This is a genomic window from Megamonas funiformis, assembly GCF_010669225.1.
Classification (GTDB): domain Bacteria; phylum Bacillota; class Negativicutes; order Selenomonadales; family Selenomonadaceae; genus Megamonas; species Megamonas funiformis.
In genome coordinates, this window is sequence record NZ_CP048627.1 from 186,274 (window position 1) to 206,407 (window position 20,134).

Below are 20,134 nucleotides of genomic sequence, written 5' to 3' on the forward strand. Positions count from 1 at the left end.
GAAATAAAGTTAAGCGTGAATGTGGCGAAAGCAGAAAAAATTAGATATATAGCATAAGGTTAAATCCTAAGTGCTGAAAAATGGATAATCAGCAGCGAAGCTCCAAATAGGAGAACGTTCAACGACTATTCCTCTTGAGGGAAGTACTCAGTAAGCGATTGACTGAGGAAGTGGACAGACTCTAACAGGTAAAGCTGAGGGATAAGATATAGTCTGTGCCGTTACGAAAGTAACGGAAGTTCATAAGAGAACTGTATAGAAAGTAGCGTTTCTATATGAACGAGACCTCATAATACGACTAAAGTAGAACCTAGAGTTCTTGTATATGTTATTTAAAAATATATAAACACTTGCTATATTACTATAGATATGTAATGATTATATTAGATGATAGTATATCAAAAGAAAGCGTAAGTGTTTATTATGGAAAGAGCTTATAAATTTAGGATATACCCTAACAAAACACAAGAGTGTTTACTTCAAAAAACTTTTGGCTGTGTACGTTTTATATATAATTACTTTTTAGATAGAAGAATTAAAGCATATGAACAAAGTAAGAAGTGCATAGGTTATAATGAATGTTCAAAAGAGCTTACTCAATTAAAAAAAGAAAAAAAGTGGCTCAAAGAACCAGATAAATCCTCTTTACAAAATGCTTTAAAAAATTTAGATACAGCTTATAAAAACTTTTTTAATAGACAAAAAGCAGGTTTTCCTAAATTCAAATCTAAAAAGAATCGGTATAAATCGTACAAAACAAATATGACAAATAACAACATTGTATTTTTAGGAAATAAAATAAAATTACCTAAAATAGGCAAGATTAAAACAAGAGATAAATATTGCCAAATAGAAGGTAGAATTTTAAGTGCGACAGTATCACAGACTCCTAGTGGAAAATATTACGTTGCACTATGTTGTACAGACCTGCCTCAACCTGAATTCATCAAAACGAATAAATATGTTGGCTTAGATTTAGGGATAAAGGATTTTGTCATAACCTCAGATGCAGTAAAATATAGCAATCCTAAATACTTGCAAAAATCACTGACTAGATTAGCTAAACTCCAAAGAGAGCTTTCTCGAAAAACAAAAGGAAGCTCAAATTGGGAAAAGGCTAGAGTAAAAGTGGCTAAATTGCATGATAGAATTGCCAACCAAAGACATAATTTACTTCATCAAGTGACATGTCAACTTATCAGAAATTATGATGTAATCTGTCTTGAAGATTTGCAGGTTGAAAACATGATGAAAAATCATAAATTAGCAAGAAATATAGCTGATGTCAGCTGGTCAGAGTTTATGAGACAACTAACATATAAAGCCAAATGGTTTGGCAAAATTATTGTCAAAATAGATAAATTTTATCCTTCAAGCCAATTGTGTCATGTTTGTGGATATAAAAATACTGAAGTAAAAAACTTAAATGTTAGAAAGTGGAACTGTCCTAAATGTAAAACATATCATGATAGAGATGTAAATGCAGCTATAAATATTAGAAATGAAGGATTAAGAATATTAAACATAGCATAAATAATATATACAAGAACCGTAGGAACTATGGGGATAGCTCGGAGATACTGTATTCGTTAGAATACTTGACCGAGAATCCCGTGATTTTAGTCGTGGGAGGTTCAGTTAGCAATAATTGGGGCAGGTCCAGCAGGATATGAAGCAGCAGTTTTTGCTGCTAAACAAGGATTGAAAACAGCTTTAATTGAAAAATCAGAGCTTGGTGGAACTTGTTTGAATAATGGTTGTATACCCACAAAAACATTATTGCATACAGCTGATTTATATCGTGAGATGACTAATCAAGCGGACATAATAGGATTAGATTATCAAGCATTATCCTTTGATATGAAAAAAATGCAATTGCATAAGCAAGATGTGATACAAAAACTTCGTGAAGGCATAGCTAAATTGATGAAAATGCATAAAGTAACGATAATCAAAGGTTGTGCTAAGATTGTTGGCGAACATGAGATAGCAATTCAAAGTGATGAAAAAGTAGAAAATATTGAAGTTAAAAATATTTTAATCGCCACAGGTTCAGTGCCAGCTATGCCCCAAATAAAAGGTGCTGAATTGACTATAAATAGCGATGAATTATTAAATGATGAAAATGTATATGAGCAAATAGCTATTATTGGCGGTGGCGTTATTGGTATTGAATTTGCTTTTTTATATGCTTCCTTAGGAAAAAGAGTCATTATTTTAGAAGCATTAGATAGAATTTTAGCTAATATGGATAAAGAATTTGCACAAAGTTTAAAAATGTTATTGAGTAAACGCAATGTGGAAATTCAAACAAAAGCATTAGTCCAAGAAATAAGCTATAACGAAGAAACAAAGAAATATAATTGTAAGTATCTACAAAAAGATGCAGAATATATCATATCAGCAGATAAAGTATTGATGGCTGTAGGTAGAAGAGCATATACTCAAAATCTTTTTGCTGATGATTTATCAATAGAAACTGATAGAGGTAAGATAAAAGTAAATGAAAATTACCAAACAAATATAGAAAATATCTATGCTAGTGGAGATGTTATTGGTGGTATACAATTAGCTCATGTTGCTACAGCAGAAGCAATAAATGCAGTTTGTTATATGTTAGGCAGAGTGCCAATTTATAATATGAAATTAATACCTAGTTGTATTTATACTAATCCAGAAATCGCCTCTATAGGTATGACTCTTGATGAAGCTAAAGCTCAAGGAATTAATGTAAAAACCATAAAATATCCTATGGGTGCTAATGGAAAAACTGTATTATCCTTACAAGAGAGAGGATTTATAAAAATAATAGTGGATAAAGAAACTGATTGTATTTTGGGAGCACAAATGATGTGTGCTCATGCTACAGATATGATTAGTCAATTTACACAAGCTATTCAACAAGAATTAACGCTAGCAGACCTACAGAAAATAATATTCCCACACCCAACATTTAATGAAGCTATTGGTAAAGCTGTAGAATAATAAAAAAGCTGATGTAATTTAATTTACATCAGCTTTTTTCTTTATAAATTATCTAAGAAATTTTTTATGCGAGCAAGAGCACCGCTTATATTATCTACAGAAGTAGCATAAGAAGCTCTGATAAATCCTTTACCACATTCACCAAAAGCAGTGCCAGGAACTACTGCTACATGTTGACGGAGAAGTAATTGTTCAGCGAATTCTTCAGAAGAAAGACCGGTGCTAGAAATATCAGGGAAAATATAAAATGCTCCTTTAGGTTCAAAGCATTTTAATCCCATGCTAGTAAAGCCTTCATAGATTAAACGACGACGGCGGTCATATTCAGCTACCATTTTTTTCATATGCTTTTGACCATTGCGAATTGCTTCAAGTCCAGCTATTTGAGCTGTTATTGGTGCGCAAATCATAGTGTATTGATGAATTTTATTCATAGCATCAATTACAGGTTTTGGTGCTAAGGCATAACCAAGGCGCCAGCCTGTCATAGCATATGCTTTAGAAAAACCGTTTAAAATGATACTGCGTTCTTTCATATCAGGTAGAGCAGAAAAACAAATATGTTTACGTTCGCCATAAGTTAAATCGCCATAAATTTCATCGGATATGACAATTAAATTATGTTTTTGGGCAAAATTAGCAATAGCGAGTAATTCATCATATTCTAAAATTGTTCCTGTTGGATTGTTAGGATAGCCGATTAATAATGCTTTTGTCTTTGGCGTAATATGTTTTTCTAAATCTTCAGGAGTTACTTTAAATTCATTTTCTGATTTAGTAGGTACAGCAATAGCTTTGGCACCAACTAAAGTAGCACAAGCTGCATAAGATACATAGCATGGCTCTGGAATTAAAATTTCATCATTAGGATTTAAAATAGCACGCATAGCAAGGTCAACAGCTTCACTAACGCCAACAGTGATGAGTACTTCATCATTAGGATTGTATTTTACTTGAAAATCTCTTTCGTACATATGTGTGATGGCATGACGTAATTCATAAAGGCCTTTATTGCTAGTATATGCAGTATATCCACGTTCTAAGCCATAGATACAGCTTTCGCGAATAGTCCAAGGTGTTACAAAATCAGGTTCACCAATACCAAGACTGATGACATCTTCCATAGTGGAAGCAATATCAAAAAAACGGCGAATACCAGATTGTTTTGTATGTTGTACAGTAGTTGCTAAATTTTTATTCCAATCAATCATGGTGATACCACCAATCTATGGTCAGTTTCTTTATCATCAATGATAATACCATCTTTTTTATAAGGTTTGAGCATAAAATGACTGCGTGTAGAAGTAACGCCTTCGATTGTAGAAAGACGACGAGCGACAAAGTCAGCTACATTTTTTAAAGATTTACCTTCAATGATAACTAATAAATCAAAGCTACCAGACATTAGATAAACAGTTTTTACTTCATCAAAACGATAAATTCTTTCGGCGATAGCATCAAAACCAAATTCACGCTGTGGAGTAACATTGACTTCAATCATAGCAGAAACGCTATCATCTCCGTATTTTTCCCAGTCAATCATAGTGTTGTAGCCAAGAATAATTTTTTCTTTTTCTAGCTTTTTCATTTGTTCTTCTATTTCATATTCAGAACGACCAAGCATCGTAGCAAGTTCTTTGATTGAACGACGTCCATCATGTTCTAGTAATTCTAATAGTTCACGCATAAAATCACTTCCTTAGTAAGTTTAATGAATAGTAATTTAGTAATCTTTATTTTAGCGAAAAAACAAAGACCCTCGTCCAATAAAGGACGAGGGTCTTCTCCCGTGGTACCACCTTAGTTAGCAAATAGCTCACTTAATGCCGATATCGCTGGCATAGCGCCTAGTTTTGCTAGGTGCTCACGGGTAGCTTTCTAATTTTATCGCTTGATAGCTCGCACCAACCGCTATTTCTCTGAAAGTCAACAAAATTATACTTTTCCGCTCATTGCATTTTATATATGTGTAATAATGTTAACATGAAATTAGAATAAAAATCAAGTGTTAGATGAATAAATGTAAAATTAAATATACAATAGCAGATAAAATTGCAGTACATGGAATTGTCATAAGCCAAGCAACAAGCATTTGACGAGCAACGTCCCAATGTACAGCTTTAACACGTTGGGCAGCACCTACACCCATGATAGAACCAGAAACTACATGCGTAGTAGATACTGGTAAATGTAGAAGTGTAGCGCCAAAGATTACTACAGCTGAGTTTAAATCAGCAGAAAATCCATGAACAGGTTGCATGCGGAAGATTTTCCCGCCAACAGTTCTGATGATTTTCCAACCACCAAAAGAAGTACCGAGAGCCATAGCAAAAGCACATGATATTTTTACAAAAGTAGGTACTTCTAAAGCACCGATATAGCCACCGCTTAAAAGAGCAAGTGTGATAATCCCCATGGATTTTTGTGCGTCGTTAGAACCATGAGCAAATGCCATTAAAGCAGCAGAAATTACTTGGAGACGATTGCAATTATCATTGACAGTAGCTGGTCTCATGGAATGACAGATAGCAAAAATAATATGTAGTATAATCCAACCAATTGCCATGGCAGCAAGAGGAGAAAGTACTAAGGATAAAAATATTTTTAAAATACCATAGCCATTTAATCCCATAAAGCCAACAGAAATGATTACAGCACCAATGATACCACCAACTAAAGCATGAGAAGAACTACTTGGCATACCAAACCACCATGTTATTAAATTCCAAATAATGGCACCAGCTAAAGCAGCGATAATGATGATTTCATTTACCATAGAAGCAGATTGAACTATATCGCCACCGATGGTTTTGGCAACGCCTGTACTAATCATAGCACCAGCAAAATTTAAAATAGCAGACATAATGATAGCTACTGCTGGAGATACTGCACGAGTAGATACACAAGTCGCAATAGCATTAGCTGTATCGTGGAAACCATTTACAAAATCGAAAATAAGAGCTAAAGCGATAACGATAAAAATTAAAATGGAAGCTTGCTCAAGCATACTTCATAACAACTCCTTTTAATGTGTCAGAAATATGTTTAGTCTGATCGAGAGTATCTTCAAGGCATTGAAGAATGTCTTTCCATTTTACAAGAGCAATAGGGTCTTTTTCAGTTTTGAATAATGAAGACATTTCACTGCGATAGAGTGTATCTCCTTGGCTTTCATAGGTTAAGATGCGATTAGTACATTCAAGTATTTCATTATGATTTTTACGAATATCTTTTAATAAAGCAGTAGCTTTTACTAATTCATCTGTAGCTTTAATTAAAAGTTGAGATAATTTTGCTGGCCCATCTGTTTTTGGTTGACCTGCTTCATACATGATAACTCGTTCAAGACTACCATGAATATTATCAACACCATCATCTAAACCATAAGAAAGAGCGAAAATATCTTCACGGTCAATTGGAGTGATGAATACTTGATTTAACTTTTGTACAGTTTCTGCTGTAACTAAATCAGCTTGTTTTTCAACAGTTTTTATTTCTTCCATTTTGGTTTGAGCTGTATCGTAATTAATCATTACATCATACATTATTTTGGAACCTTGGTTAAAATATTTAGCATGTTGATTGAGCATATCAAAAAATTCATAGTGTTTGTTTCCGATATCAAACATAAAATAATCCTCCTGAAGTTTTTTATTGGTTTTTTATTGGTTTTTTATTGGAATTTTCATACTGAAAATAAGTATAAAAGCCTAATAAGAAGAATAAATATATTTTTGGTAAAATCTAAGTAAAATTGAAGGATTTATTATTTTAGTGAAAATTTATATATTAATGGATATGAAAATAAATCTATAAACAATAGCTTTTCTTGTTCATAATAATAGACATCATAGGTTTTCTAATGTACAATAGAAGTGAGTTTTTTTCTTAATTTACAGGAGGAATAAAATTGTCAGTTAGAAGATTGTATGTTGAAAAACGCCAAGGTTTTGATATTCCAGCTCAGAAACTCTTTGCTGATTTAAAAGAGTTATTTGCAATTGAAGGAATAGAACAAGTAAGAGTTATCCGTAGATATGATATTGAAGGATTAACTGATGCAGAATATGCACAGACAAAACCAGTTGTATTTTATGAACCACCAGTAGATGTAATTTATGAAGAAGAATTACCAGAAATAGCAAATGCTCGTGTATTTGCAGTAGAAGCTCTTCCAGGTCAATTTGACCAGACTGCTGATTCAGCTGCACAGTGTGTACAGCTCGTTACACAGAAAGAACGTCCAGTTATCCGCAGTGCAAAAGTAATTGCTTTAATTGGTAATATTGATGATGAAATTTTTGCTAAAATAAAAAATTACTGCATTAATGCTGTAGAATCTAGAGAAGCTTCTTTTGAAAAACCTGAAACACTTGCAATGGTTATGGAAGAACCAGCTGATGTAAAAATACTTACAGGCTTTATTTCTATGAATGATAGCCAACTTATTGCTTTAAGAAATGAAATGGGCTTAGCAATGAGTGAAGAAGATTTGAAATTCTGTCAAGAATATTTTGCTAAAGAAGAAAAACGTGATCCTAGTATTACTGAAATTCGCGTTATTGATACTTATTGGTCTGACCATTGTCGTCATACTACATTTACAACAGCTATCGACAATGTTGATATTGAAGAAGGTAAATATAAAGAAACAATAAAAAATGCTTATCAGTTATATTTAAATGACCGTGAAGCATTAGGTAGAACTCATAAAGATGTTACTTTAATGGACATCGCTGTAATGGGTATGCGTAAACTTCGTGAAGAAGGCAAATTACAAGACCTAGACGTATCTGAAGAAATCAATGCTTGTAGTATTGTCGTAAAAGCCAATATTGATGGAAAGCAAGAAGATTGGCTTGTAATGTTTAAAAACGAAACTCACAATCATCCTACTGAAATTGAACCATTTGGTGGTGCGGCAACTTGCCTTGGTGGTGCTATCCGTGACCCACTTTCTGGTCGTTCTTATGTATATCAAGCTATGCGTGTAACAGGTAGTGCTGATCCTCGTCGTAGTCTTGAAGAAACAATTAAAGGTAAATTACCACAGCGTAAAATTACTCGTGGTGCAGCACATGGTTATAGTTCTTATGGTAACCAGATTGGTTTGGCAACAGGACAGGTTCATGAAGTTTATCATGAAGGTTATGCAGCAAAACGTCTTGAAATCGGTGCAGTAGTAGCTGCAGCTCCAAAAGAAAATGTACTTCGTTTTGAACCACAACCAGGTGATGTAGTTATTTTAGTTGGTGGACGTACTGGCCGTGATGGTATCGGTGGTGCAACAGGTTCTTCTAAAGAACATACTATTGAATCTTTAACACATTGTGGTGCAGAAGTACAAAAAGGTAATCCTCCAACTGAACGTAAATTACAAAGATTATTTAGAAATCCAGAAGTTAGTCGTTTGATCAAACGTTGTAATGACTTTGGTGCAGGCGGTGTAGCCGTAGCTATTGGTGAATTAACTGATGGTCTTGTAATTGAACTTGATAAAGTTAAGAAAAAATATGATGGTCTTGATGGAACAGAACTTGCTATTTCTGAATCTCAGGAACGTATGGCAGTTGTTGTAGATGCTAAAGATGCAGATAAATTCATAGCTGAATCTGCAAAAGAAAATCTTGAAGCAACACTTGTGGCAACTGTAACTAAAGAACCTCGTCTTGTTATGAATTGGCGTGGTAATGATATCGTTAGCATTAAACGTTCTTTCCTTCAGACAAACGGTGTAAAACAGCATACTGATGCTGTAGTAAAAATGCCAGAAGGCGAAACATATTTTGAACAAGCAAAACAAGTAGAGGGCTCAGTAAAAGATGCTTGGCTTAATACTTTAAAAGATTTAAATGTATGCAGTCAAAAAGGTTTAAGTGAACAATTCGACTCTACAATCGGTGCTAATACTGTGCTTATGCCATTTGGTGGTAAACGTCAAATGACACCAGCAGAAGGTATGGTAGCTACATTACCATTATTAGAAGGTTCTACAAATACAGCTACTGCTATGACATTTGGTTTCAATCCATATCTCATGAGCTGGAGCCCATTCCATGGTGCAGTATATTCTATCGTAGAAGCTATTACAAAAATCGTAGCTATCGGCGGTGATTATGCAAAAGTTCGCTTAACTCTCCAAGAATATTTTGAAAGCCTTGGTAAAGATAGCGAAAAATGGGGTAAACCATTTGCTGCACTTTTAGGTGCATTATGGGCACAGCATAAATTCGGTACAGCTGCTATTGGCGGTAAAGACTCCATGTCTGGTACATTCATGGATATGACAGTACCACCTTCTTTAATCGCTTTTGCTCTTGATATGGTAGAAGCAGATAAAGTTGTATCTCCTGAATTTAAACAAGCAGGACATAAAGTTATCGTAGTTAAAGCAACGCGTGATGAATTTGAAATGCCAGTTATTGATACATTGACTGCTAACTTCAATAAAGTTTATGAATTAATTCATGCAGGTAAAGTTGCAAGTGCAAAAACTGTAGGCGTTGGCGGTATTGCTAGTGCAATCAGCAAAATGACACTTGGTGAACAACTCGGTTTTGCTTTTGCTGATGGCTTTGATACAAAAGAGTTATTCGCTTGCGATTATGGTACAATCATTCTTGAATTAAATGAAGATGTAGATTTAAATGAATTTGTAGGTGCATATGAACTTGGTAGTGTAATTGCAGACAAAGCAATTATCTGTGGCGATGTAAAAATTTCCCTTGATGAAATTGAAACAGCATATACTCAGCCACTTGAACAGATTTTCCCAACTCATGTACGTAAATCTACTGGTGAAACAAAACAAAGTGAACTTTATACAGCAACTAGCATTGCTAAAGCTCCAACTTCTTTTGCTAAACCAAGAATTTTCATTCCAGTATTCCCAGGTACAAACTGTGAATATGATACTGCTAAAGCATTTAATCGTGCAGGTGGTCAAGCTGAAACTCTCGTTATTAAAAACTTGACTCCTTCCATGGTTGAAGAATCTGTTGAAGCTATTGTAAAAGGCATTGAAAAATCTCAGATTATCATGCTTCCAGGCGGTTTCAGTGGTGGGGACGAACCAGATGGTTCTGGTAAATTCATTGCTGCTATGTTTAGAAATCCACGTATTACAGAAGCTGTTCGCGATTTACTCAAAAACCGTGATGGTTTAATGCTCGGTATCTGCAATGGTTTCCAAGCTCTCATCAAATTAGGTCTTGTACCATTTGGTGATATTCAAGAATTAACACCAGAAAATCCAACACTCACATACAATGAAATTGGTCGTCACGTATCTTGCATGGTAGAAACAAAAGTTGTATCTAATCTCTCTCCATGGTTTAATAACGTAAAAGTAGGAGATATTCATACTATTGCTGTTTCTCATGGTGAAGGTCGCTTCTGTGCAAGTCCAGAAGTTTTAGCTCAATTAAAAGCTAATGGTCAGATTGCAACTCAATATGTAAATGCAAATGGCGATACATCTATGGATATTGAAGTAAATCCAAATGGTTCTGTATGGGCTATCGAAGGTATCACAAGTCCAGATGGTCGTATCTTAGGTAAAATGGGACACTCCGAACGTATTGGCAAATATGTAGCGAAAAATGTTCCAGGTGCAAAAGACCAAAAATTATTTGAAGCTGGCGTAGCTTACTTTAAATAAAAAATAATAGATATAAAAATAGACAGGGTATATATTACCTTGTCTATTTTTTTAGGAGATGAAAAGATGAGAAAAATATTATTTATTTTTACTATATGTTTAGTATATAGTTTTTCAAATATATGTTTAGCACATTGGTTGCCTAAATCTGAATTATTTGTTGGTGGGGTAGGTCCAGGTTGTACATTAGAATATGTTGCTAGTGTTTATGGTCAACCTAAAGAAAAGAGATGGTTTAATTCTGATGGTGTAAGGGGTGTTACATATATATATTCTCCATATTTTTCTATTACAGGTAGAACAGGCTCAAGAGATCCTAGACCTGAATCAGAGCTTATTGTTGTGGGTTATACTTTAAAAAATAATTCATTATCAACACAATCTGGATTAACGGTAGGTATACCGTATGAAACAGTAGCTGGTATGTATGGAACAGTGAAAAAAGAATATGATTCTTATCGTAATAAATTTTATTATTCTTATGATTGGGATGATGAAAAACGACATTATTTTCAACCAGTAATGTGTTTTTTTGTTGATAAAAATAATATTATTACAGAAATTTATGTAGGAACTGATTGGTAATTATTTTATACTATTTATATAATTAGTTATAAAATAAATATAGAAATAAAAAACCTCGAGTGTAGTTAAAAACTTCTCGAGGTTTTTATATTTTAATTTTAAATTTTAGAGAATACTAGTATTTGGAATTTCGCTATCGTCTAATTTTCCTTTTAAATCATTATCTGTCATAGCACAAACAGCAGAGTCTGACCAAACATTTTCAGCTGTTTCAATCATATCGATGATGGTATAAATTGGTAAGATGATACCAAGTAAACCGATTGGAGCACCGATAGAGGACATAAGAGATAAAGTCAAGAAATAGCAACCCATAGGAACGCCTGCATTACCAACAGCGGCAATAACGGATATAAATAACCATGTAATCATAGTAGTCATGGATAATTCAAAACCAGCATTTTGCATTACGAATAAAGAGGTTACTAAGATAAATGCAGCACAACCATTCATATTGATAGTTGTACAAATTGGTAAGACGAAACGAGAAACTTTTGGATTGGCTTTTAAATTTTGTTCTGCACAAGCAAGTGTTACAGGTAAAGTTCCGGCAGAGCTTTTTGTAAATAAAGCTACGGCAAGAGCAGGAGCCATTTTACGGAAAACTTTAACTGGATTTAATCCACGAAGAAGCATGATTAAAGGTAAAATGATAAAGAATTGAATAGCATTACCACCAATTACTACAGCAGTATATTTTCCTAAAGCGCCAACGATAACACCAGCTTCAATTTGAGCTGATAATTGACCTGCAAAAGCGATGATACCAAGTGGTAAAACATAAAGTAATGCACGAATAAGTGTGAAGGATAATTCTTGTAAACCGTTGATTACTTTTAATAATTGTTCACGATTATCTGTTTTTGGCATGAAAGCTAAAGCTAGACCAACAGCCGCAGAAATCAACATAACAGATAAAACATTACCAGTTAAAAATGGCTGTAGAACATTATTTGGAATTACAGATAAGAAGTGGTCATAATAAGAAAGTGCGCCTAATTTTTGCATAGGTACAGCTTCTTGACCGGCATTGATAATATCCATAGGAAGATTTCCTGGAGAAATCCATAAATAAAGACAAAGACTTGTAGCTGCTGCACAGATTGTGGTGAATAAAGTATAAAATAGTGCATGAGAAAAGATACGACTTGTATCTTTATTATTACCAAGTGCAGCTAAAGTAGTGATAACTGCTAGAGCGATTGTAGGAACTGCAATGAATTGGAATAAACGCGTAAATACAGTAGCTACAAAATTGAAAAATTCATTTAAAGGTTGGATACCGAGCCAGCCTAAAATGCCACCTAGAATGAGTGCACCAAACCATAATAAGAACTGACGTCCTTGAGAAGATTTAGCTTTGCTTTCGCGGATAGCACTTTGAGCGGTTTCTTTAACATTGACTTGTTTTTTATTATCAGCCATATGTAATCCCTCTTCTCTCTTTAATATTGTATATACATATATAATTAATTCATACAATATATGTATGAAAAAGATTATACGATTTTGATGTAAACATGTCAATCGTTTTAAAGTGCATAAAAAATAAAAGAGTAATGTGATTTTATTTTTTACTATTTACATTATCAAAAATAAATAAGGACTTGTCAACATAAAAAGTAATTCATTTTGTCATCAAGCTTAGAAAAAATAGATTATTTTATAGTATTTATAAATGTTTTAGTTAAAATAAAAAGTTTAATCAAAATGGATTATTGTCTAATATCACGTTATTACTACCTTTTTGATAACCTATTAAATCTACAGTGATAAATTTAAAACCTAGTTTTTGAAATTCTTTATGAATTAAATCTTTAAGAGGATTGGTAAATAATTTAGGGACTTCATTTGTCTCTACTTCTATGCGCGCTAAATCTCCGTGATGGCGTACGCGAATTTGACCTTGTAAAAATTTATGAAGTATATCTTCTGCTTTAGCAACTTGATTTAATCTTTCAGGAGTAACTTCAAGACCATAAATTAAACGAGAGGCAAGACAAGCAGAGCTAGGTTTATTCCAAACAGGTAAATTCCAGTCTTTCGCCATTTGGCGGATTTCATCTTTAGTAATGTGCAATTCTAAAAAAGGTGATTTTGTTAATTTAAATTCTTTTAAAGCGAGCATACCAGGACGATAATCACCTTTATCATCTTCATTAGAGCCTTCTAAAAGATAGTTATAATTATTTTTCTGACAAAAATCTTCTAAAAGTTTAAAGCGATTGATATGGCAATGATAGCAACGCATTTTATCATTGCAGGTGAATTTTTTATCAGCTAAATCATCTACAGTGAATAATTCATGTTTTATGCCAATGAGTTTAGCAACTTTTTTAGCGTCAGATATTTCATTAGTAGTTATTAATTCAGATACAGCAGTGATGGCGATAGCTTTATCTCCTAGAGCAATTTGTGTTGCCTTAGCAAGTACAGAGCTATCTACACCACCAGAAAAAGCTACAGCTACAGATTGGTAAGATTTTAGTAATTCGATTAATTGTTGTTGTTTATTCATGTTTTAGTTCCTCGTTTGCTAGAAATAATGCTGTTTGTTGAATTGTTTTTAATGGTACATTGTGTTTTTGGGCTAATTGTTTACAATCTTCATATTCAGCGGATATATTTAGGATTTTATCGCCTTTTTTAGCTATTTTACATTTTACTTGACCATATGGCGTGGTGATGGATTTAAATTCTCTATTTAGACTATAGCGAGTGATTATTTCTTCACGTATGCCAAGCGTTGTCGTTTCACTGAATATAATATCAAGGCAATTTTCTTTATCTTCAGGACGGATTAGAACAGATAAAGTATTAGCTGAGCGGGATTTTTTCATATAAATAGGAGTGAGCCAAACATCTAAAGCATTATGCTCAAAGAGTTTTTGCGAGATATATTCATAATTTTGAGGATTGAAATCATCTATATTACAAGATAGTATAAGTAATTTTTCTATAATATAATCGTTCATTTTTTCACCTGTCATTTGTTGTAAATTTAATTATATATTAAATTAGAATTTTTATTTAGGCAAGAAAGTAGATTTTAGCTTAAATAAAATGAACTGCACCCCAAAAGTTGTTTTGTATCCAACTTTTGGGGTGCAGTTCATCTAAACTTTTATGCTTCTTATTTTTAATATTAATGATTTAACGCATATGATTAATCATGCTAGCTAATCGACCAGCGCCAAAACCGTTGTCAATATTCATTACGGCAACGCCAGCAGCGCAACTATTTAACATAGAAAGCAATGCTGTTAATCCATGAAAGGAAGCACCATAACCTACGCTTGTAGGCACAGCAATTACTGGTTTATTGGCAAGACCACCAACAACACTAGCCAAAGCTCCTTCCATACCAGCAGCAACGATGATTACATTAGCCTTATCAATCAAATCTTTTTTACTGAGTAGACGATGAATACCTGCAACGCCTACATCAAAGCAATATTGTACTTTATTTCCCATCAGTTGAGCAGTAAGACCTGCTTCTTTAGCGACAGGTATGTCACTTGTACCAGCTGTCATGACGAGAATAAAACGTTTATCATCAATAGGCATAGTATCTCTATCAACATAGATAATACGTGCAAATTCGTCATATTTTGCATCTTTTACTTTTGCTAGTACAGCTTGATAATTTTCTAAAGTAGCACGAGAGGCAATTATATTTTGCTCACTTTTTTGATAAAGGTGAGCGAAAATATCAGCTATTTGCTCATTAGTTTTACCTGCACAATAAATTACTTCAGGAAATCCTTGTCTTTTTGCTCGGTCATGGTCAATCTTGGCAAAACCAATGTCTTCAAAACCTTGATTATCTTGAAGTGATTGAAGCATAGTTTCGTCAGAGATATTTCCTTGTTTATAATCGTGAAGTAAATCTAATAATTGAGTAGTGTCCATATTTATTGTTTAACGGCCTTTTTTTTATTGCGTTTCCAGCGAATATAGTAAAAAGCGCAAGTGAGAACAAGAATAGCACTTACAACTAAACTTGCTTCATGACCTACAGCAAGCATAGTTTTCCAATTTTCGCCAAGTATCATACCGATGTATAAGATGAACATAGTCCAAGGAAGGGAACCAATAAAAGTATAGATGATGAATTTCTTCATATTTACTTTGGCAAAACCTGCAGGTAAAGAGATAAATGTACGAACTACAGGGAGTAATCTGCTGAAGAATACAGCTTTAATACCATATTTATCAAACCATTCTTGAGCAGTGTCTACATGAGATTTTTTCATGAAGAAATATTTACCATATTTATCTACAAAAGGTTTGCCACCTTTAGCACCGATATAATAAGTGATGATAGAACCTACCATACCGCCAATCATACCAGCAACAGTAGCGTGGAAAAATTCCATTTTGCCAGCAAAGATGAGATATCCAGCAAAACCTAAGATTAATTCACTAGGAATTGGAATACAAGCATTTTCAAGCCCCATTAGTACAGCTACAGCAACATAGCCCCAAGTATCAATAAAACTCAAAAAGATTGTTGAAAATTGTTCCATTAAAAATTAGTCCTTTCTATTGTTAAATTATAAGATAATCCTTATATATATTATAACCGATAAAAATATTTAAGTTAATATAAATTTATGATATTCATAGCATGTAAAATGCCAACAGCACCAAAGAGAATAAAGATTAATGAAGCAAATTTTTTGATGACTCTATCAGGTACATATTTATGAAGAGTAGCACCTAATAAAATGCCAAGTCCATCGGCAACGAGCATACCAAGAGTTGTACCTACTAAGATAGAAAGCATATCAGCACCGATTTGAGCAGATAATGCTACTGTAGCGAGTTGAGTTTTATCTCCCATTTCGGCAAGGAAAAAGGCGATAGCTACAGTCCAAAAGATGCTAAAATGATTTTTTTCAGCTTCATTACCGAGTTCATCATCTTTTAAAATCCAAAGACCAAAGACAATAAAAGCAATAGAAGCAACGAGTTCAACGATGTCTTTAGGAATAAAAGAATGCAAATAAATACCAGCAGCGATTGCTACAAAGTGATTTAAAATAGTAGCAACTAAAATACCAAACATGACTTTCTTCCATGGATATTTTGTGGCAAAAGCCATAGCTAATAATTGAGTTTTGTCACCCATTTCGGCAAGAACCACCATGATAAACGCTGTTGAAAATGCAAACATAAGATTAAATCTCTCCTTAAAATAAATTAAATTTATTTGATAAAAGGGAATAAAAAAAGAGACTTCTAGTATAGACTGATACACTTAGTGTAACTAATCTATACCAAAAGTCTCACTATTGATGTAAAACATCAACGAATAAGCCAGATGAATTTCGTCGTTCATCAGTATGTTGACTTATTCTAAAAAGCTACTCCCTTTTAGCCAATACATTTACCAATAATACCATATACACACAATGGATATAATACACAAAAATAAATATTTTGGCAAGGGTTTATTTATTTTTCATGGCAAAATATTCTCTGTCTAAAATTCCGAGAATGATTAAATTTTCATAAACACCATCAGTTAAAATTGTTTCGCGAATAAGACCTTCACGGACAAGACCAGCTTTTTCATATACATGTAAAGCACGAGTATTGTGGTCTTTACAGTCAAGCCATGCTCTATGGAATTTTAAATCATCAAATGCCCAAGATTTTAACATTTCTAGTGTTTCTTGACCATAGCCTTTACCTTTTACATTTAAAATAATGCGAGTCCATTCGATTTCTTTAGATGGATTATCAAGACCTGCTATCATGAGAAAACCAACTTTTTCATGTGTGTCTAAAGTTTCGATAATTAGATGAGTAGCAGAAGGAGTATCTAAAGTTTGCATATGCACTTCGCGAGTATAAGGAATTACATATTTGGCATTTTCAGGAATGTATTCCACTTCCATGATATAGTCCATATCTTCAACTGTTGCTTGACGAAAACGTAATCTATTTCCTGTTTTTACGATTTTTTCCATATTAAAACCACCTTCATTATAATATTATAGATTTTATAATAAATTTTAGAAACTTATGGGAAAATTCCCTGACAGTTTAAGAAAAGTATAGTATACTTTTCTTAATATAACAAATAAGGAGGACAGCAGTATTGGCAACGATATCTTTTGAACATTTATTAGATATTTTATTTGTACCAATTTGTATTCAAATAGGTGCCTTAATCGTAGGTTCATTTCTCAGTCGTTTAATTAATCGTTATTTACAAAGTAATGTAAATAGAGATTCATGGCAATATATTTTTGTCAATGCCTTAAAGGGATTACCGATTTCTTGGTGTTCCGGTGTTGGCTTATATTGGACGATAAATAGTTTATCCATACCAGAAACTATCAGCAGATTATTATCATATTTATTATTTGCAGTGATTATCTTTACTTTGACAAGAGTTATTGCAAGAACTTTATCTGGAATGATAGATTTTTATACTATGCGTTCTGACCAAAATATGCCAAAGACTTCATTATTAAATAATTTAATAAATATTTTAGTGTATTCTATGGGTGCACTCATTGTTTTACAATATTGTGGAATATCAGTAGCGCCAATTCTCACAGCTTTAGGGGTCGGCGGTATGGCAGTAGCCCTTGGTCTTCAAGATACGCTTGCTAATATTTTTGCTGGATTGCATTTAATTTTATCAAAGCAACTTCGTTTAAATGATTATATTAAATTAAGTACAGGTGAAGAAGGTCGAGTATCTGATATTACATGGCGTTTTACCACACTTCAATCCGTTAGCAATAATGTGGTAGTTGTACCTAATCAAAGTATATCTAAGGCGATTATCACAAATTACAGTATGCCACTTCAAGATATAACAGTAAGTGTAGCTATTGGTGTAAGCTATGATAGTGATTTAGATAAAGTGGAAGCTGTTTGCATAAGAACAGCAAAGGAAATTTTATCTAAATTAGACCCAGAAGTTAAAGCAGAGCCTGTAGTTAGATTTAATTTGTTTGCTGACTCTAGCATTAATTTCAATGTGATAATGCATGTTAGTGAATTTACAAATCAATATATTGTTAAGCATGAATTTATAAAAGCGATTACAAAAGAATTTAGAAAAGAGAACATAGAAATACCATTCCCAGTAAGAACTATTATCAATAATAAAGAGTAAAATGGATATCAAAATAAATGAAAATTATCATAAAAATATTTTATAGTAATAATGAATAAAATAATTAGAGAATATTTCAGGAAAAGCTTTTTATTTTGTTAGAGATTTGGTAAGATATACTTGATTGAATACAAAATGCATGATTTTGGGATAAACATGGAGAAATTAAATTTAATGAAAGAATTTTTATCTGTTCAAGGTAGAAAGTTATTAATACAGATTTCTATTTGTACTATTATTATTATTGGTATGTTTATAAATTATGATAAACTTTACTTGATAACAGGTGTATTTACAGGCTATTTATTAGCGGTTATATGTGCTTGGGTAATGGTATATAGAACGTGGAAGGCTGCTCATTTAACAGTAGGTAAAGCTAAAGGTCAGATGTGGCTTAGTTTGATAACGAGGTTATTGATGATTTTTATTATACTAAGAGCGGCTATATTGCAATCAGTGGAATTATTTTATGCAGTAGTAGGAGGCTTTTTCTTAGCTTTTATACTGTATATGATACATTTAATTATTTTTGTTTATCATAAGAATATGGAATAATATTTGCCTAGTGCAAATATTATCTACATAGAAACTGAAAAATATAATCTGTATTTTTCGGTAAAATATGAAATATATAGTAAAGAGAGGTGAGGACACTGTTACTTATGGACTGTATAAGCGGCAGTGGGGAAAATGCATGAAATTGGTGTGCGTGAAGTGGTCACTTTCGCAGGTATGCAATTCAATATTCAGACCTTAGAAATGACCTGGCTAGCAATGGCCATTGTAATACTGATTGCATTTTTAGCAACACGAAGTCTAAAGCTTGTTCCTTCAGGTTGGCAAAATGTAATTGAAATGGTTATTGTTTGGCTCAATGAGCAAATTGGTGTTACACTAGGTTCTCGTGGTCAGTTAGTAGCACCATTTTTAATCACGCTATTTCTGTTCTTATTGATTTCAAACTGGATAGGACTTATTCCAACGCTTGCATCACCAACAAATGACTTAAATACAACTTTAGGTCTAGCTTTATTGGTGATTGTAATGTTACATGTACTTGGCTTGTATTATAAAGGTTTTAATTATATAAAACATTTTTTCCAGCCAGTAGCGCCATTTGTAATTATCAATTTGATTGAAGAAATAGCAAAGCCTATTACACTTGCTTTCCGTCTATTTGGTAATATTCTAGCAGGGGAAATTTTAATTATTATCTTGCTTTTATTAGTGCCAATATGGATGCCAGTACCTAGTGTTGTTTGGCTTGCATTTAGTTTATTTATCGGTGCAGTTCAGGCATTTATATTTACTATGTTATCTATGTCTTACTTAGCAAATGCTATGAAAGACGATGATCACCATTAATATTTGTTGATATATTTTAGTCAGCAGATATTGATATAAGATTATCTATAGTTGTAGGTAATCTTGAAAAATTAATTTAATTTATATTTATCTTTAAGGAGGATTTATTTTTATGGAAAACGCAATTATGGTTATGGCAGCATTAATTGGTGCAGGTATTACAATGGGTCTTGCTTCTATCGGTGCAGGTATTGGTGATGGTCTTGTTACTTCTAAATTTATCGAAGGTATTGCTCGTCAGCCAGAAGCAAAAAACACTTTATTCATGAACACTCTTATCTCTGTAGGTTTAATCGAAGCTATGCCAATCATTGCAACAGTTATTGCATTGATCATGCTTTATGCTAACCCACTTATTAAATAATTTGGGTAAACATTTAAATTTTAGATGTTTAGGA

19 protein-coding genes and 1 other annotated feature are annotated in these 20,134 nt (G+C 33.0%); of the genes, 8 read left to right on the forward strand and 11 right to left on the reverse strand.

The genetic code is table 11. The features are described from left to right. The first annotated feature begins 423 nt into the window (after positions 1-423). Both tnpB and lpdA read left to right on the forward strand, forming a co-directional pair. Positions 424-1,533 carry an IS200/IS605 family element RNA-guided endonuclease TnpB gene (gene tnpB, locus GXM21_RS00840; protein WP_163604661.1) on the forward strand — a complete coding sequence of 370 codons (1,110 nt, stop codon included), beginning with the start codon at positions 424-426 and terminating at the stop codon, positions 1,531-1,533. Between the two features lie 111 nt (positions 1,534-1,644). Continuing rightward, entirely contained in the window at positions 1,645-2,985 is a 1,341-nt protein-coding gene (lpdA, locus tag GXM21_RS00845) for a dihydrolipoyl dehydrogenase (protein ID WP_039881505.1), read from the forward strand. A gap of 41 nt (positions 2,986-3,026) precedes the next feature. Here lpdA and GXM21_RS00850 read toward each other — a convergent pair whose 3' ends face one another. From GXM21_RS00850 to GXM21_RS00865, 4 genes are all read right to left on the reverse strand, one after another. Beyond that, a complete protein-coding gene (locus tag GXM21_RS00850) occupies positions 3,027-4,196 on the reverse strand; it encodes an aminotransferase class I/II-fold pyridoxal phosphate-dependent enzyme (RefSeq protein ID WP_008540101.1) in 1,170 nt (389 codons plus the stop codon). Further along, entirely contained in the window at positions 4,193-4,672 is a 480-nt protein-coding gene (locus GXM21_RS00855; protein WP_008540100.1) for an Lrp/AsnC family transcriptional regulator, read from the reverse strand. Before GXM21_RS00855 ends, GXM21_RS00850 begins: the two co-directional genes overlap by 4 nt. Positions 4,673-4,751: 79 nt before the next feature. Next, positions 4,752-4,947 (reverse strand) — a binding site (T-box leader). Between the two features lie 46 nt (positions 4,948-4,993). Further along, positions 4,994-5,992 carry an inorganic phosphate transporter gene (locus GXM21_RS00860; protein WP_008540097.1) on the reverse strand — a complete coding sequence of 333 codons (999 nt, stop codon included), beginning with the start codon at positions 5,990-5,992 and terminating at the stop codon, positions 4,994-4,996. Beyond that, positions 5,985-6,614 (reverse strand): DUF47 domain-containing protein, encoded by a 630-nt coding sequence (locus tag GXM21_RS00865; RefSeq protein WP_008540094.1) that lies wholly within the window; start codon positions 6,612-6,614, stop codon positions 5,985-5,987. The genes GXM21_RS00860 and GXM21_RS00865 overlap by 8 nt, the downstream gene beginning before the upstream one ends. A 281-nt stretch (positions 6,615-6,895) precedes the next feature. On the opposite strand from GXM21_RS00865, the gene GXM21_RS00870 reads away from it, so the two are divergent. Beyond that, the gene (locus GXM21_RS00870; protein ID WP_008540092.1) at positions 6,896-10,645 is read left to right on the forward strand and encodes a phosphoribosylformylglycinamidine synthase; all 3,750 of its coding nucleotides are present in this window, start codon (positions 6,896-6,898) and stop codon (positions 10,643-10,645) included. Between the two features lie 66 nt (positions 10,646-10,711). After that, positions 10,712-11,230 (forward strand): hypothetical protein, encoded by a 519-nt coding sequence (locus GXM21_RS00875; RefSeq protein WP_008540090.1) that lies wholly within the window; start codon positions 10,712-10,714, stop codon positions 11,228-11,230. A 105-nt stretch (positions 11,231-11,335) separates the two neighbouring features. Here GXM21_RS00875 and GXM21_RS00880 read toward each other — a convergent pair whose 3' ends face one another. The 7 genes from GXM21_RS00880 to GXM21_RS00910 all read right to left on the reverse strand — a co-directional run bounded on the left by GXM21_RS00880 (position 11,336) and on the right by GXM21_RS00910 (position 17,208). Next, entirely contained in the window at positions 11,336-12,655 is a 1,320-nt protein-coding gene (locus GXM21_RS00880; protein ID WP_008540089.1) for a dicarboxylate/amino acid:cation symporter, read from the reverse strand. A 280-nt stretch (positions 12,656-12,935) separates the two neighbouring features. Beyond that, on the reverse strand, positions 12,936-13,748 hold the full coding sequence (larE, locus tag GXM21_RS00885; protein ID WP_008540088.1) for an ATP-dependent sacrificial sulfur transferase LarE: 813 nt from the start codon (positions 13,746-13,748) through the stop codon (positions 12,936-12,938). Beyond that, positions 13,741-14,205, reverse strand: coding sequence for a nickel pincer cofactor biosynthesis protein LarC2 (gene larC2, locus GXM21_RS00890; protein ID WP_008540087.1), 465 nt, complete (start codon positions 14,203-14,205; stop codon positions 13,741-13,743). Before larC2 ends, larE begins: the two co-directional genes overlap by 8 nt. Before the next feature lie 178 nt (positions 14,206-14,383). Beyond that, positions 14,384-15,142 carry a nickel pincer cofactor biosynthesis protein LarB gene (gene larB / locus GXM21_RS00895; protein ID WP_008540086.1) on the reverse strand — a complete coding sequence of 253 codons (759 nt, stop codon included), beginning with the start codon at positions 15,140-15,142 and terminating at the stop codon, positions 14,384-14,386. Between the two features lie 2 nt (positions 15,143-15,144). Next, positions 15,145-15,759, reverse strand: coding sequence for a DedA family protein (locus GXM21_RS00900; RefSeq protein WP_008540085.1), 615 nt, complete (start codon positions 15,757-15,759; stop codon positions 15,145-15,147). Between the two features lie 74 nt (positions 15,760-15,833). Beyond that, the gene (locus GXM21_RS00905) at positions 15,834-16,409 is read right to left on the reverse strand and encodes a TMEM165/GDT1 family protein (RefSeq protein WP_008540084.1); all 576 of its coding nucleotides are present in this window, start codon (positions 16,407-16,409) and stop codon (positions 15,834-15,836) included. Positions 16,410-16,686: 277 nt separating this feature from the next. After that, the gene (locus GXM21_RS00910) at positions 16,687-17,208 is read right to left on the reverse strand and encodes a GNAT family N-acetyltransferase (protein WP_008540082.1); all 522 of its coding nucleotides are present in this window, start codon (positions 17,206-17,208) and stop codon (positions 16,687-16,689) included. 131 nt (positions 17,209-17,339) lie between these two features. On the opposite strand from GXM21_RS00910, the gene GXM21_RS00915 reads away from it, so the two are divergent. The 4 genes from GXM21_RS00915 to atpE all read left to right on the forward strand — a co-directional run bounded on the left by GXM21_RS00915 (position 17,340) and on the right by atpE (position 20,100). Continuing rightward, positions 17,340-18,371 (forward strand): mechanosensitive ion channel family protein, encoded by a 1,032-nt coding sequence (locus GXM21_RS00915; RefSeq protein ID WP_008540080.1) that lies wholly within the window; start codon positions 17,340-17,342, stop codon positions 18,369-18,371. 174 nt (positions 18,372-18,545) lie between these two features. Next, positions 18,546-18,926, forward strand: coding sequence for a hypothetical protein (locus GXM21_RS00920; protein ID WP_019000085.1), 381 nt, complete (start codon positions 18,546-18,548; stop codon positions 18,924-18,926). 135 nt (positions 18,927-19,061) lie between these two features. Continuing rightward, on the forward strand, positions 19,062-19,736 hold the full coding sequence (gene atpB, locus GXM21_RS00925; protein ID WP_008540076.1) for a F0F1 ATP synthase subunit A: 675 nt from the start codon (positions 19,062-19,064) through the stop codon (positions 19,734-19,736). 112 nt (positions 19,737-19,848) lie between these two features. After that, complete coding sequence (atpE, locus tag GXM21_RS00930) at positions 19,849-20,100, forward strand: F0F1 ATP synthase subunit C (RefSeq protein WP_008540075.1); 252 nt, start codon at positions 19,849-19,851, stop codon at positions 20,098-20,100. Positions 20,101-20,134 lie beyond the last annotated feature (34 nt).